This is a genomic window from Deinococcus psychrotolerans (assembly GCF_003860465.1).
GTDB classification, from domain to species: domain Bacteria; phylum Deinococcota; class Deinococci; order Deinococcales; family Deinococcaceae; genus Deinococcus; species Deinococcus psychrotolerans.
The window spans coordinates 1,321,915-1,335,966 of sequence record NZ_CP034183.1; the positions used below are offsets into that span (position 1 = coordinate 1,321,915).

Below are 14,052 nucleotides of genomic sequence, written 5' to 3' on the forward strand. Positions count from 1 at the left end.
GCCTTTTTGTGGCAGTGAGGAAACGGGGGCGAAAGGGCGGTGAGAGCATGACTCAGAACAGTTGGCGCGATTTGTGGCACCGCGCTCAGGACGGCGAAATGCTCAGCGCCCATGAGCAAGTCGAGCTTGAGGCGGCGCTGCAAGACCCCGAGCAGCAGCGTGAAACTCAGCGCTGGGCGGCGGCTGGCCATTTGCTGAGCCGCGCCGAAACCCCGCCGATGCCGCGTTCACTCAGCGCCGAAATAAGGCGAGACATTCAAGCTCAGCAAGTCCTCAGCGCCGCCGCTCCTCCTGCTTTGCCACACTCGCTGGCCGCTGAAGTCCTCAGCGACATCACCATCAGCCGCTGGTTTGACAGCGTGCAGCAGCAAGCGGCCTTGCCGCGTTCGGTGGCCTTTAGCATCGCCGCGCGGATCGCTGAAGACGGGCAACCGAAAGAAACAGACGAAACCGACCCGCTCGCCCAACTCCTGCGGCAGTGGCCCAAGCCGGAGCTGCCGCGCTCATTGGCCTTTTCGCTGGCGGCGCGTGTGGCGGCGGAGGCGGCTCAGGCTGACGCACCAGCAGATGCCCCGACTCCTCAGACGCCTATCCATGAAACGCTGCCGCCGCTGGGCCGCACCCGGCTCAATCCACCCGGCGGACCTTCAGGCTTGGGCGGACTGGGCGTGGTGCTGGCCTTCGGCGGCCTCACCGTGCTGCGCGGCAATGAAGCGGCCAGGAGCGCCCTGGGACTCCTCGGCAGCGCCGCGCCGTTCGCGCTGCCACTGCCCGCCCTTCTCGGCGTGGCGGTGTTGGCACTGCTGAGTTGGCTGATCGTGGCGCGGCCCACCCCAGCGGTGCAGCGGTTGGGCACGCTCGCCTTCGCCATGACCGGCGTATTGACTTTACCCGCGCTATGGGACGCCATCCAAAACACGCCGCTGCAAGGGCACTTGACAGCGCTGAGCGCGGCGCATCCCAAGCCGAACCTGCTGCTGGAGCGCTGGCTGGGCGCGGGGCTGCTGCTGGCGGTCACTGCCCTGCTGCTGCGGGGCGGCTGGGGCGCGTCTTTGGCCCGCACCCAGCGCCGCGCTCCCATTCGCACGCTGGCAGCAGGCACGCTGGCCGGACTGGGCCTCAGCGGACTGGGCCTGCTGCTACTCTCGTTCGGCTGGACGGACGCGGGACTGGTGCTGGCCCTGCTGAGTGGACTGGCGGCACTCACCGGCCTGAGCGTCAGCGTCTACGCGGCGGGGCGCAGCGTCGCCAGAAAACTGCACCTCGCGTTGCCCGACATCTCCGGCCCGCTGGCAGGCTTACTGGCCTTCAGCGCCACGCTGAGCATTCCGGCGCTGGCGGCGAGCTTGGCGATTGTCGGCAGCGCTTGGGGACTGGGCACCTTGCTGCTGGGACGCGGAACGGCGCGGTTCTGAGACGCGACAGAGCGTGACGCTTGGCTCGCCGCCGACCGGTCTATTATGTTTGCCCTGCCCACCCAGCGCTGTCCTAAACCGGCAGCGGATAAGGCAACGTCCCTTCATAAATGGCGCGGCCCACGATTGCGCCCTGAACCTTGAGGGCTTCGAGCAAGGCCACGTCTTGAAGGTCGCGCACGCCGCCGCCCACAATCAAGGTATTGATCCACAACTTGCGGATTTCAGCCATCAGAGCGGCGTCGAGGCCTCGCAAAGTTCCGTCGCGGCTGACATCGGTAAAGATCAGGATCTCTAAGCCGCGTCCGGCGAGGTCGGCGGTGATCTCGGCCACCTGCACGCCGCTGCCCTGTGCCCAGCCGTGGGTGGCGACTTCTAAGCGCCCACCTTCAGCGCGGGCGTCCACGCTGACCACCACCCGCTCGGGGCCGTGCGCGGCGAGCAGTTCGCTCACCAGCTCGGGATGGGCAACCGCCGCCGTGCCGATCACCACCCGCGCCACACCGAGTTGCAGCAGCGCCTCGGCACTTTTGTGGTCACGGATACCGCCGCCGACCTCGACCGGCACGCCCACTGCGCCCACAATCTCAGCGATGATGGCTTTATTTTCGCCGCGTCCGGTGGCGGCGTCCAGGTCAACGAGGTGAAGCATCCCCGCGCCCCGCGCCACCCAGTGCTCGGCGGCCTTCAGCGGCGAATCGAAATACACCGTTTCGCGCTCGGGGTCGCCTTCGTATAAGCGCACGGCGCGGCCCTGCTGGATGTCCACGCACGGCAAAATCAGCGGCGCGAGGGAAGGAGCTGGAGAAGAGCTGGTCATGGAGCAAGTCTACCTGAAGCGCTCAGCAGCGGTTATAGGGCCGCCGATCACGCTACACTCAGCACTACCGTGCGGATTGGCTTTGTCACCACCACTTATCTTCCCTCGCGCAATGGGGTCGCGACCAGCACCGCTTTGTTCGCGCAGGGTTTGCGCTCACTCGGCCACGAGGTCAGCATCTACGCGCCCAACCACCCTACCCGCCCCCCCGCTGAGGACGGCGTGTACCGCCTGCCCAGTACCATGATGGGCACGCCCGCCGATTATCCAGTGCTGTTGTGGCCCAATCCGCCAGCGGTGGCAGGCTTGCCGCTGCGGGGCACCGACATTTTCCATACCATGCACCCGTTTTTGCCGGGGATTTTGGCCCGCTTTTGGGCGCGGCGCTTTCAGACGCCGGTGGTATTTACCGCCCACACCCAGTACGAGCAGTACCTGCACTACGCGCCGCTGGTGCCGCGCCGGGTCAGCCGCAGCCTCACGCGGGCGCACGTGGCGGCCTTTGCCCGCAGCGTGGATCAGGTGCTGGTGCCGGGGCGGGCGATGGCCGAGATGCTCGGCGATTACGGCTACGGCGGCTCGGTGGCCCTGATGCCCAATCCGGTCAATTTGCAGGCGTTTCAGGCGGCAGACACGCCAGAGATTCGCCGGGCCGTTCGGGAGCGCTACGGGGTGCCGGATGAGGCTCCGCTGGTGATTTCGCTGGGCCGTTTGGCCGCCGAAAAAAATCTGGACGTGATGTTGCGGGCCTTTGACGAAGCCCGTCAGCGCCGCCCCGACCTCCGGCTGCTGGTGGTGGGCGACGGGCCGGTGAAGTCCGCGCTGGAAGCCCGCAGGCCGCAGGGCGCGGTGTTTACCGGAGCGCTGCCTTACGCGGAAGTGCCGCAGCTCTTGGCCGCCGCCGACGTGTTCATCACCGCCAGCACCAGTGAAGTCTTGCCGATGTCGATGATCGAGGCGCTGGCGGCAGGCACACCATTGGTGGCCGCCCGCAGTCCAGCTGCCGAAGACCTGATTCACACCAGTGCGCTGCTCGGCGAAAACGGCCTGATCAGAGAGGCCCACGCGGGAGCGCTTGCCGAGGGCCTGCTAAGCGCTCTCGAACCCGCAACCTTGCCGCGCCGCCGCGCCGCGGCCAGAGCCAGTGCTCAGCAATACGATTTGCGGGTACGGGCCAAGGCCTTGCTGGGCGTGTACGAAGGCTTGCTCTCTAAGCGTTCGTCCGTTACTTAGCGATTCTTCACCGCGCTTGGTCGGCACCAGCCATTCTGGATCGGCGGTACTTTTCCAGGACGGCAGCGGCAATTGAGCGAATGAACGCCGTATCCTGATCGTTATGACTGCCGCCCCAACTTCACTGAACCTGGCCACCGCCAACCCAACCAAGATGAAACTCCTGCTGATTCTTCCCCACCCCGACGACGAAGTGTACGGCGCGTCCGGCACCTCGATGGACTTGATTGAACAGGGCCACACGGTTGGCCTCGTGACCCTGACACGCGGCGAAGCGGGACGCACGCTGGGCCTGTGCAACACGCCCGAGGAACTCGCCAAGCTGCGCGAGTTGGAGCTGCGGGCCTGCTTGGACGTGATCGGACTGCAAGTACACGAGCAGCTCAGCTTTCCCGACAAGTACCTCAAAGACCAGCCGTTTGAGCCGCTGGTCGAGGCCGCCCGCGACGCCATGCAGCGCCACAAACCCGAAACCGTACTGGCTTTTCCGCCGAACGGCAGCAACGGCCACCCCGACCACATCACTGCTCACAGAGCCGTCAAAGCCGCTTGGGACAGCTTACCGGAACAGGAGCGGCCCAAGCTGTGGTATTACGCCTCCGAAAAGCCGCCGGAAAATGAAGAGCTTCTGGCCATGTGGATCCCGCCCAATATCAAGCGCGACGTGAGCCGCCACATCACCCGCAAACTGCAAGCGATTGCCTGCCACCGCTCCCAGGCGCTGAGCACGGTGGATTTTATTCGCAAATTTCCTGAACGCATCTTGGAAGAAACATTTTATGAGGTGGAGCAAATTCAAGTGGAAAAAAAGCCGGCTGGCGTGTAAGAACCCCGTCTGCTTGTTTGCCTTAAGCTGACTCTGTGACGAAATCCTCACTTGCTCCCGTGCGCCCGGCCATTGAGGTCAAGGGCCTTCAGAAACGCTACAAAGATCAGGTGGTGCTCGAAGAAGTCTCGCTGGGCGTCAAACCCGGCGAGGTTTATGCCTTGACCGGCCCCAACGGTGCGGGCAAAACCACCTTGATCCGCTGTATGACTGGCCTCGCCTTTCCGACTGGCGGCGAGGTCACGATCATGGGCCGCGACGTTCACAGCGACGGCCCGCGTGCCCGCGCCAACTTGGGCGCAGTGGTGGAAGCGCCGGCCAAGTTTTACCCGCAGTTTTCCGGCTCGCAGAACTTGAGCATGCACGCCCAGCTCGCGGCAATGGCCCCCGGCACCAAAAAAATCAGCCGTGACCGGGTGCGCGAGGTGCTGGCCCTCCTCGAACTCACCCGCATGGCTGACCGCCCGGTGGGGCAGTATTCGCTGGGGCAGCGGCAGCGTCTCGGCGTGGCGGCAGCGATTCTGGCCGAACCCAAAGTGCTGATCCTCGATGAGCCGACTTCGGGGCTTGATCCTTTGGGCATCGGCCTGATTCACCGGATCGTGACCGGGCTAGCCACCAGCGGCTGCGCGGTGATTTTGAGCACCCACCACTTGCGCGAAATCGCCACCTATGCCCACACCGTCGGCATTCTGACCGGCGGGCGGATGGTCGACTCGGTAGACCTCCGCGCCCGCCAAGCGGCTTACCGTTTTCGGGTGGACGATCCGGTGGGAGCCACCCAGATTCTCTCAGCGCTGCCTTATGTCAAAAAGGCGACGACCCGCACGCCCTACGCCATCGCCCACCTCGGCGGCGAGTCACGTGTACCTGACGCGCTCTCGCAACTCACCTCGGCGGGCATCCGGGTGTTTGAGGCCAGCCCCGACCATTTTGACCTCTACGAGTACTACCGCGAACGGGTGGAGCAAAACTGATGCTGACTCTCATTGCTCTTGAATTTCGCAAGCTGTTCGGTGCCCGCAGCGCCCGCTTGGCCGTTCTCATCTGCGTGCTGCTGCCGTGGATTTGGCCGCTCGCCCCGCGCCTCAAAGAAGTGTATAACCTGGTCATCGTCAGCGGCTGGCAAGTGCCGACGCTCTCGCTGATTACCATCACCCAGTTTTTGCTGCCGCTCTTGGTGGCCCTGACCTGCGCCGAGATGATCGGCAGCGAGATTTCGCAGGGCACGCTGGCTCCGCTGATTTTGCGCCCGATTGACCGCAGCCGAATTATCATCGCCAAACTGATTACTGCGCTGATTTACCCGGCCATGCTGCTCACCGTGCTGCTGGTGGCCAGTATGGTGGCGGGCCTGCGCTTCGGCTTCGGCGATTTCAGCGGCGGCACCGGGCTGGGGCCGGGCCTATTCGTGGGCGTGGGCCAACTCAGCAGCGGCGAGGCGTTTGGCCAAGTGCTGCGCTCCTTTTTCCTCGACGCCCTGGCGCTGATGCCGATTGCGGCGCTGGCCCTGCTCTTCGCGGTGCTTTACCTCAACACGGCGGCGGCGGCGCTGGCTACGCTGGCCACCATCCAGATCATGAATATGTTGGTGGTCTTTCCCGAAGCGCTGCAAAAGATTTTGATTACCACTTACCTCGATCTCTACAGCCGTCAGGGAGATTTGACACAGCCGATCATCTTAATGGTCATTTACACGGTCGGCTTTTCAGTGTTGGCGATCTTCGCTTTCGAGAAACGGGATTTGTAACAAGTAGATGGCAAAGAGAAGCGGGCGGGAGTGTCAAGACTCCTCGCCCGCTTTTTGTTAGACTCGATTTGTGAAACGATTTGATTTTTTACTAACAGGCACACTACTTTTGGCAGGTTGCAACACAGTCACACTCCCAAACCCTACAAGCTCGGAAATTGAAACTGCGCCTTCAAGCATCACTTTAAGCGGAGCAACAATCACTGTCACAGCAGAAATAGTCAACAGCGGAAACAACAGAAAGAGCCCCACATTTGCCATCATCAACTTAGCTTCTGATCTTCCCATTCCGTCCAATGTGGTCGCTCATAGTTTTTATATTTTGGCTGGAGACAAAGTGTATAAAAGTGCTCCAATAAGCAAAGAGGTCTTCATCAACGGTAACCGACGCTACACAGCTGAGTTAAATATCCGATTAGATGACGGAACGGCAATAAGATTTGCCGCGTTGATGACAGATGGAAAGACGACTCGACTAGTTCAACTTAACCAACCCATCAAAGTCAAAACTGTCTTCGTCTCTTAGAAAAAGGGTGAAGATACTTTATTACTCGTATCCCAACTCGCGTAGAGCCTCAACGTCTTCACGCCAACCGTTGATCACGATGACTTCCAAGCCCAGATAGACTTTGTGGTTCAGGAAGACTTCGAGTTGCTTGCGGGCCGCTTGACCGATTTCGCGCAGTTGCTTGCCGCCTGCGCCGATGACCATACCTTTGTGGGAGCTTTTTTCAACGATGATCTCACCCTCGATACGCTGAAGGCCGTCGTCACGCTCCGTCCACGAGTTGACGCGGGTGGCCACCGCGTAAGGCAACTCGTCGCGCAACTTCTTCATGGCTTCCTCGCGGATGATCTCGGCGGCCCACTGCTCGCGGCTCTGATCGCTGCTGGCTCCACGCGGAAAGAAAAAGGGATTCTCCGGCAGCTCCGAGAGAAGTTGGTCGCGCAGCTCCTGTACCCGCGCCGGATTGTTCTGGGCGCTGAGCATCACTTCGCTGAGCTGTTCGCGGCCTTCCAGCAACGCCTTATACAGCTTCATGGCCTCGTCGGGGTACTTGGCCACGTCGGTTTTGTTGCCCACCAAGGTCAGCGCCTTGGGCAAATCCCGAATCTGGCGGGCCACCATTCGGTCTTCGTCGGTGGGCGGATGGCGCAGATCCACCACCCACACCACCGCGTCCACGTCGCTCAGAGCCGTATTGACTTCGTTGTTCATGTACTTGCCCATAGCGTCTTTGGGCTTGTGAATGCCGGGGGTATCCACAAAGACGAGCTGCGCGTCGTCGGTGGTGTAGATGCCGCGCACCCCTTTGCGGGTGGTTTGCGGGCGGGGGCTGGTCGGGGCCACCTTGACACCCAAAAAGGTATTGAGGAGAGTGCTTTTGCCCACATTGGGCTTGCCGATAATCGCCACGAACCCTGAACGGGTCGGCGCGTCGGTTCTGGAAGAGAAATCCGTCATGTGGGCATTGTCTCACGGCCAGCCGCTTCCTAATGCGCTTCGCTCTTATTCGGCCACCCTAACCCTACTCGGCCATGCGCTGCCGGATGTGGTTGATGTCCCAGCCGGTCAGATTGGCCAGCGTCTGGGCTTGCAGCTCAGCTCGGCGCTTGAGTGAAGCGGTGTAACTCTTGCTGGCCGCGCAGGTTTTGCCACTCTCAGCAGGGTGGCGCAGAATGTAGCGGCCCTGAAAGGTGTCTTGATTGTCAGTGAGCTTGAACTGCAAATCTTCGGGAAAGGTGGCGCGGGTATAGCGCACGTGCAGGCGCGTGAGGAACACCGGCTTGGCTTCACCGTTTCCGCTCGGCCGGATAGAACCCTGGCCCGGCGGCGGTAACGGCACCGACCTGCCGCCGAAGCCCTGCTGCTGCTCCCAGAACACCCCCGCTTTCTTGAGTTCGGCGGCCGTCGGCGGCTCACCCGCGCAGGGATCGCAGTTGTTGGTGTTCCAGGCATACTCCATAAAAGCTACGCTTTTGCCTTCACGCTCGTAAGCTTTACGAAACACATGACGGTAAAAGGAACCGAACTGATCTTGAACCAGCATCGGCACTTCTTTGTCGGTAGGAATCGGCGCGGTGCGGTAATTGCTGGTTTCCACCCGGCCATACGGCGAAAGCAGATACACCGTCAAATCTTGCTCACCCGGCGAGTTGAGCGTGCCGAGGCGAATCGGCAACATAAACTTGTCGGACGTGTAAGACAGTACAATCGGATTGAGGAATCCGCCGCCGCTCTTATCGAAGCGCTCCATATTGACACGCACCACGAAGAATTTCATGCCGCCTTTGATGTAGCCGCCCAGCATTTCATCGGCTCCAGCGGGTAACTTATAGCCTTCGCCGCGCAAATAAGTGGCGAGGCCGTCTTGCTGCTTGGCGCTCAAAATCACGATGTCGTACTCGCCCACCTGATAGCTGGCTTCAATTTTGACGCCCAAGGCATTGGCGCGGGCCTCCGATTTTTGCATGGGAGCTGCACTCGGCGCGGGCACAGCATCCATCATCACGGGCGGAGGCGCACACGGGTCTTCGTCAAAATATTCCACCAGCCTCGGTGCGCTGTAGGCGTCCAGCTTTTTGATGATGCTGGGATCGCCGATGCTCAGATCCTCGCGCTTCGGCACCACCGGAATCGGCACGATGCGGGCAAAGTCTTTGGCGTCGCCCTGATAGTCGTTCATCATGGTGAACACGCTGCGTTTGCCGTCGCGGGCGATCACCACCTGATTGCTGCGGTTAAACAGCTTGGTGTCACCTTTGGCCACAAAAAAGCCGCAAAATCCCAGCGCCGACGAAGCCAGAGCGAAGCTGAGCAGAGTGTAGGTGCGCCGCTTGAGTCGTTTCATGGATGGGCCTCCCGAAGCGAAAATGAACGAAACCATTGGGCCGAAACCTAACTGAGATTACGCTTTCATCTGAGCATTATTTTGGGTGAGAAGTGAGCGTGCGTGACAGTGTGGCAAAGCAAGCGGACACTTTCCCTGCCTACGGTGCTGGCTTGAGGCTATGCCCAAAAAATCGGCTTCCCGAAAATGATGCGGTAGGGCGCTTGTGTGCCGCTTAGATGAGCTAAACTGCTGGCTGACATGGCAGGACACAGCAAATGGTCGCAGATCAAACGGAAAAAGGGAGCCAACGACAAAAAGCGTTCGGCCACCATCAGCAAACACCTTCGGGCCATCACGGCAGCGGTTCGCTCCGGCGGCAGCGGCGACCCTGCGGGCAATCTGAGCCTCAAAAACTCGATTGCCGCCGCCAAAACAGACAACGTGCCAGTCGACAATATCGACAACGCCATCAAGCGGGCCATCAGCAGCGAGAGTGGGGCCACCGAGTACAAGGAAGCGGTCTACGAGGGCTACGGCCCCGGCGGAACCGCTCTTTACGTCGAAACGCTGACCGACAATGTCAACCGCACGGTGGCCGAAGTCCGCAGTGTGTTTAGCAAAAAGGGCGGCAGCATGGGCAACAGCGGCTCGGTAGCGTGGCAGTTTGAAAACAAGGGCCTGATCTACTTGCCGGAAAACTCCGAAGCCGCGCAGGAAACCGCCATCGAACTCGGCGCGGAAGACTTGCAGGAAGGCGAGGAAGGCTTGGAGATCAGCACCGCGCCCAACGATTTGTATGCGGTTTCAGAAGGCCTCACCGAAAAAGGCTTCAAAGTGGAGAGCGCCCAGCTTTCACGGGTGCCCAGCAGCACGGTGGCGGTCAGCGGCGATGACGTGAGCAAGCTGATGACGCTCATCGAAGCGCTCGAAGATTTGGACGACGTACAAAACGTTTATTCCAACGCCGAGTGGCCGGAAGACACCGACGAATAGAGCGTCTCAGCCCTCCAGCACCCCGAAGTAAATTTCATCCAAGCTCAGCGAGAGATTCAGGCACGGCAAAGCAATATCGCCTTGCCCAACCATCTCGCTGAGTTGCCACTGCTTAACGCCGCGTCCGTAGGCGTAAACCCGCCGCTCGTTCTGCTCCACGATCAGATAAGTCTGAAGACTGGGGATAGCAGTGTAGGCCTGATATTTGGCGTGCCGGTCAACGCTGGCGGTGCCTTTGGAAAGAACCTCGACCAATAAACACGGTTCCGTTTCAAAATACGCCTCCCCGTTGTCGGGCTCGCACGCCACCATCACGTCGGGGTAGTAAAAGGCATTACTATCTTCTATTCGCAGTTTCATATCGGCCATGGAGGTGCGGCAGCCTAAGCGTGTGGCAGCAGCATCCACCGCTTTGATGATGTTGAGGCTGATCCGCATATGGGCTTTGCTCGTCCCCGCCTGTGAACGCGTAGCGCCGTGCAGCGGATACACGAATCCGCCCACGTACTCACGCTTGACGGGGCTGAGTTCCTCGGTACGCAAGTAGTCCTCAACACTCATCGCCTTCTGTGTCATTGGCGTGGGGCTGGGCTGCTCATGGCCAAAGCATACCCCCAAAGCCGGAGCACAATACCTGACAAAACAGCTCAACAAGCGCTAAACTCAGACTTCTATGCGCTTATCCACCACCGACATCTATGCTTTTCAGGCGCTGGGCTACCTCGGCACGCAGGAGGCTCAGCGCTGGGTGTCCAGCGAAGAGATCAGCGAACACACCCATATCGCTCGGCCCTATTTGGTGCGGATTCTAGCCGCACTCAGCGCCAAAGGCGTGGTGAAAAGCAAAAAAGGGATCGGCGGCGGCTACTCCCTCGCGCGCAGGCCGCAGCTCATTTCGCTGTGCGAGGTGGTTCGCGCCGTGGACGGGCCGGTGGCTCCGCTGTCTTGCATCAGCCTAAACTGGCGCGAGAGCTGCGTGGAAGAAGAGCGCTGCCACGCCCGCAACACGATTTATACCCGCATGAGAGACGCCATGCTCTCGGTGCTGCAAGAATTCAGCGTGCAGGATTTGGTGATCGACGCCCAGCAGGGGGTGAGCTACGGCCACTGCTTGGGGCACCTGCTCAAGCCCAACGCCTGAGCTGCTTAGCTTTTCTAAATCAAACTTCACCGCTGAGCCGGAACCGTATCGCCTCCTACCGAGAGCGGGCACAGTGCCCAGCACACTGGCGAACATGACCAAACCGACGCTCACGGGGGCCACGCCGGACATGTGGACAGCCAAGACGATCAACTCAAAGTTCGCCTGGCCGTACCCACCGAACTCGGCGGCAACGGCAGAGAAGGCAGCACGCCGGAGCAGCTCTTTGCCGCCGCGCTGGCGTCCTGCTTTGAAAGCGCGATGGGCGCAGCCGCCCGCGCCGAGCACTATCCCGAGTTCGGGGTGATGGGCGTGCGGGCCGAGGTCGGCTTGATTGCCAACGGTGAGGCGCATGATTTGACGGGAGCGCTGGACATCACCCTGCCCGAATTGACGCGGGAGCAAGCCCAGCACCTCGTCGATAAAGGCAAAGCCATCTGCGCCTACAGCCGCGCTCTGGGTGACAAGATCGAATACCGTCTTCACGAATCCTGAAGCGGACGATTCTGGCGCTTACCCTACGACCCAACTTCTCACGCCCTGCTCAGTCATCGGCCAGCACGCCCTCGGAGAGCAGAGCGGCCTGCTCCAGCGCGGCGTAGCGGCCACCGCGCAGGCGGCGCAGCACTTCGGGCTTGCCGTCCTCCACGATTTCACCGCCTTCCAGCACCACGATCCGGTCGGCGCTGCGGGCCAGCGACAAGCGGTGGGTGACGATTAAGGCGGTGCGGCCCCGCATCAAGCGTTCCAGAGCGCCGACGATCTGCGTTTCCGATTCGGTGTCCAGGGCGCTGGTGGGTTCGTCGAGCAGCAGCACGGCGGGGTTGGCCAGCAGCACCCGCGCGATGGCGAGGCGTTGGCGCTGGCCGCCCGACAGCCGCACACCGCGCTCACCGACCATGGTGTTCAGGCCCTGCGGCAAGGCAGCCACGAACTCAGCCGCGCCCGCCACCGTCAAAGCCGCCTGCACTTCTTCCGGGGTGGCGTCTGGTCGGGCATACCGGACATTTTCCAGCACCGTGTCGTGAAAAAGGAAGGTGTCTTGCTGCATCACGGTGGCGGCGCGGCGCAGCGAGGGCAAGGTCAGTTCACTCACGTCTTGGCCGTCTAAGGTGACCCGCCCCGCTTGGGGATCGTAGGTGCGGGTCAGCAGTCCGATCAAGGTGCTTTTGCCCGCGCCCGACGCGCCGAGCAGCGCCACCCGCTGCCCCGCCGGAACGTGCAGGCTCAGTGCCTTCAAAACGGGCGCGGCGGAGTCGTAGCCAAAGGTGATGTGCTCGAAAGCCACCTCGCCGCGTACAGGCTGAGCGAGTGGGCGAGCGCCGGGCAACTCGGCGATCTGCTGCGGCGCGTCCAGCACCTGAAAAATGCGCCGCCCGCTGGCTTCGGCCCGCTGCAACAAGTCGTTGATATTGACCAGGTCGTCAATCGGGCCGTAAAAGTAGCGTCCGTAACCCCGGTAAGCCAGCAGGCCGCCCAGCGTAAATTGACCGCGACTGATCAGCAGCACGCCGCCGCCGAGCATCAAGATGTTGCCGAAGTTGGACACGAAGCGCACCACCGGAAAAGCCCGGTTGCGCAGTTGCACGGCTTTGACTCCTTCCTGATAGAGCGACTCACCGATGGCTTCTACTTTCTGGGCCTCGGCGTCCTCGCGGGCAAAGCCCTGCACCACCCGGATACCCGCCAGCCGGTCGGCGATCAGCGCCGACAAATCGCCGAGGCGGTTCCGGGCCGCGCGGTAAGCCGGGCGAACGTTGCTGTTGTAGCGCCGCAGCAGCAAGCCCACCACCAGCATCGGCAGCGTCACGATCACGCCCAGCAGCGGTTGGAGGGCGATAAAAATAGCGACCACCCCGATTAAGCGCAGGGCGTTGCCCAGCACGGCGTCGGTGCCGCGCAGCAGCACATCTTGAATGCCGTCCACGTCGGCGGTGACGCGGGAAAGCAGGTCGCCGCTGCGCTGAGACTCAAAGTAAGCCGCCGATTGCCCGGCCAGTTTGTTGTACAGCCGCATCCTCAGATCAAAAGTCAGTTGCTGCCCGGCCCGCTCCAGCAGCAGCCCGCGCCAAGCGGCCAACACCTGCTGCGCGGCGAAGATGACCACCAGCAGCGCCAGTTGCCAGCCGACAAAGCGCCAATCGCGTTTCATGAGGCCCAAATCCACCACCCGGCCCCACACCAGCGGTGGATAGAGTTCGGCGGCCACACTGCCGATCAAGCAGCACATCCCGATCAGCACGGTGCGGCGGTAAGGCAGCAGCAAGCCGTAAAGGCGGCGAATAACCGGTGGAGAAGCTGGGGAGAGCATCCGCTGAGGCTAGCGCCTCAAAATGGCTGCCAAGTGTAGGGATTGTCTTGCTCAGTTTCTTCCGGCCCGGATTCAAGGCTGATCCGCTCGCACAGTTCAGAGTCTGAGTCAGCAGTGAAATCATGAGCACGGCTTGAAACGCCGGTCATGCTTGCTTTTTCACACCCATAAAACACCATGTGCTTGGCGCAGGAAGCCGTCGCAGCTTGCGTATTTGGTTGGCATGACAAGTTGACCAAACAACTCACTTTCTTTATTGACAAGTTTGGTCAATAATACCGGGCGTGCAAACTGACCTCTCGGCCCTCAAGTTCAACCAGCTCAGCGTGGTGGGCCTCACTGCCGCCGCGCTGCTGTTTCGCCAGCCTTGGCTGATCGCCGCGCTGGGTGCCGCCATGCTCGCGGGAGCGGTGTGGCCCAAGCGCAGCCCCATGAAAGCGGCTTACCTGGCTGCGTCTCCCCTGCTGGGCCTGAAGCCCAATCTTGTGGGCGAGTCGCCTGAAGCGCACCACTTCGCGCAGGGCGTCGGCGGCGCATTCTTGCTGGCTTCGGCGCTGGCACTGCTGAGCGGCCTCACCGGACTGGGCGTGGTTCTCGGCTTCGTGGTGATTGGCTTGGTGCTGCTCAACTTGACCAAAAGCGTTTGTGTGGGGTGTTGGATGTACTTCCAGTACAAAATGCTGCGCTACCGCCTGACCGCCAAAGCCTGACACGATCCCACCGGAGCCC

At 61.5% G+C, this 14,052-nt stretch carries 15 protein-coding genes; 10 read left to right on the top strand and 5 right to left on the bottom strand.

The window, feature by feature from the left end; translation table 11 throughout:
* Positions 1 to 47: 47 nt before the first annotated feature.
* On the top strand, positions 48 to 1,415 hold the full coding sequence (locus EHF33_RS06480) for an anti-sigma factor (RefSeq protein WP_124869028.1): 1,368 nt from the start codon (positions 48 to 50) through the stop codon (positions 1,413 to 1,415).
* Between the two features lie 73 nt (positions 1,416 to 1,488).
* Here EHF33_RS06480 and hisA read toward each other — a convergent pair whose 3' ends face one another.
* Positions 1,489 to 2,235: a 1-(5-phosphoribosyl)-5-[(5-phosphoribosylamino)methylideneamino]imidazole-4-carboxamide isomerase gene (hisA, locus tag EHF33_RS06485; RefSeq protein ID WP_124869032.1), complete on the bottom strand. Its 747-nt coding sequence runs from the start codon at positions 2,233 to 2,235 to the stop codon at positions 1,489 to 1,491.
* A 69-nt stretch (positions 2,236 to 2,304) separates the two neighbouring features.
* On the opposite strand from hisA, the gene EHF33_RS06490 reads away from it, so the two are divergent.
* The 5 genes from EHF33_RS06490 to EHF33_RS06510 all read left to right on the top strand — a co-directional run bounded on the left by EHF33_RS06490 (position 2,305) and on the right by EHF33_RS06510 (position 6,570).
* A complete protein-coding gene (locus EHF33_RS06490) occupies positions 2,305 to 3,468 on the top strand; it encodes a glycosyltransferase (protein WP_124869036.1) in 1,164 nt (387 codons plus the stop codon).
* Positions 3,469 to 3,571: 103 nt separating this feature from the next.
* Positions 3,572 to 4,294 (top strand): PIG-L deacetylase family protein, encoded by a 723-nt coding sequence (locus tag EHF33_RS06495; RefSeq protein WP_124869040.1) that lies wholly within the window; start codon positions 3,572 to 3,574, stop codon positions 4,292 to 4,294.
* A gap of 35 nt (positions 4,295 to 4,329) precedes the next feature.
* On the top strand, positions 4,330 to 5,271 hold the full coding sequence (locus EHF33_RS06500; RefSeq protein WP_124869043.1) for an ABC transporter ATP-binding protein: 942 nt from the start codon (positions 4,330 to 4,332) through the stop codon (positions 5,269 to 5,271).
* Entirely contained in the window at positions 5,271 to 6,044 is a 774-nt protein-coding gene (locus EHF33_RS06505) for an ABC transporter permease (protein ID WP_124869046.1), read from the top strand. The genes EHF33_RS06500 and EHF33_RS06505 overlap by 1 nt, the downstream gene beginning before the upstream one ends.
* A 70-nt stretch (positions 6,045 to 6,114) precedes the next feature.
* Positions 6,115 to 6,570 (top strand): hypothetical protein, encoded by a 456-nt coding sequence (locus EHF33_RS06510; RefSeq protein WP_124869049.1) that lies wholly within the window; start codon positions 6,115 to 6,117, stop codon positions 6,568 to 6,570.
* Between the two features lie 21 nt (positions 6,571 to 6,591).
* On the opposite strand, the gene era is transcribed toward EHF33_RS06510, so the two are convergent.
* Together era and EHF33_RS06520 are read right to left on the bottom strand one after the other, a co-directional pair.
* Positions 6,592 to 7,509 (bottom strand): GTPase Era, encoded by a 918-nt coding sequence (era, locus tag EHF33_RS06515; protein ID WP_124869051.1) that lies wholly within the window; start codon positions 7,507 to 7,509, stop codon positions 6,592 to 6,594.
* A gap of 64 nt (positions 7,510 to 7,573) precedes the next feature.
* Positions 7,574 to 8,896 carry a DUF2330 domain-containing protein gene (locus EHF33_RS06520; protein ID WP_124869054.1) on the bottom strand — a complete coding sequence of 441 codons (1,323 nt, stop codon included), beginning with the start codon at positions 8,894 to 8,896 and terminating at the stop codon, positions 7,574 to 7,576.
* A gap of 240 nt (positions 8,897 to 9,136) precedes the next feature.
* Between EHF33_RS06520 and EHF33_RS06525 the strand changes: the two genes are divergently transcribed.
* Positions 9,137 to 9,871, top strand: coding sequence for a YebC/PmpR family DNA-binding transcriptional regulator (locus EHF33_RS06525; protein ID WP_124869057.1), 735 nt, complete (start codon positions 9,137 to 9,139; stop codon positions 9,869 to 9,871).
* Positions 9,872 to 9,877: 6 nt separating this feature from the next.
* Here the strand turns inward: EHF33_RS06525 and EHF33_RS06530 are convergent, their stop codons facing one another.
* Complete coding sequence (locus EHF33_RS06530; protein ID WP_241191295.1) at positions 9,878 to 10,432, bottom strand: Uma2 family endonuclease; 555 nt, start codon at positions 10,430 to 10,432, stop codon at positions 9,878 to 9,880.
* Between the two features lie 112 nt (positions 10,433 to 10,544).
* Between EHF33_RS06530 and EHF33_RS06535 the strand changes: the two genes are divergently transcribed.
* Both EHF33_RS06535 and EHF33_RS06540 read left to right on the top strand, forming a co-directional pair.
* Entirely contained in the window at positions 10,545 to 11,012 is a 468-nt protein-coding gene (locus EHF33_RS06535) for an Rrf2 family transcriptional regulator (protein WP_124869062.1), read from the top strand.
* A 132-nt stretch (positions 11,013 to 11,144) separates the two neighbouring features.
* Positions 11,145 to 11,507 carry an Ohr family peroxiredoxin gene (locus tag EHF33_RS06540; protein WP_124869065.1) on the top strand — a complete coding sequence of 121 codons (363 nt, stop codon included), beginning with the start codon at positions 11,145 to 11,147 and terminating at the stop codon, positions 11,505 to 11,507.
* A gap of 49 nt (positions 11,508 to 11,556) precedes the next feature.
* On the opposite strand, the gene EHF33_RS06545 is transcribed toward EHF33_RS06540, so the two are convergent.
* Positions 11,557 to 13,323 carry an ABC transporter ATP-binding protein gene (locus EHF33_RS06545; RefSeq protein ID WP_124869068.1) on the bottom strand — a complete coding sequence of 589 codons (1,767 nt, stop codon included), beginning with the start codon at positions 13,321 to 13,323 and terminating at the stop codon, positions 11,557 to 11,559.
* A 284-nt stretch (positions 13,324 to 13,607) separates the two neighbouring features.
* On the opposite strand from EHF33_RS06545, the gene EHF33_RS06550 reads away from it, so the two are divergent.
* Positions 13,608 to 14,033, top strand: coding sequence for a DUF4395 domain-containing protein (locus tag EHF33_RS06550; protein ID WP_241191296.1), 426 nt, complete (start codon positions 13,608 to 13,610; stop codon positions 14,031 to 14,033).
* Positions 14,034 to 14,052: the final 19 nt, after the last annotated feature.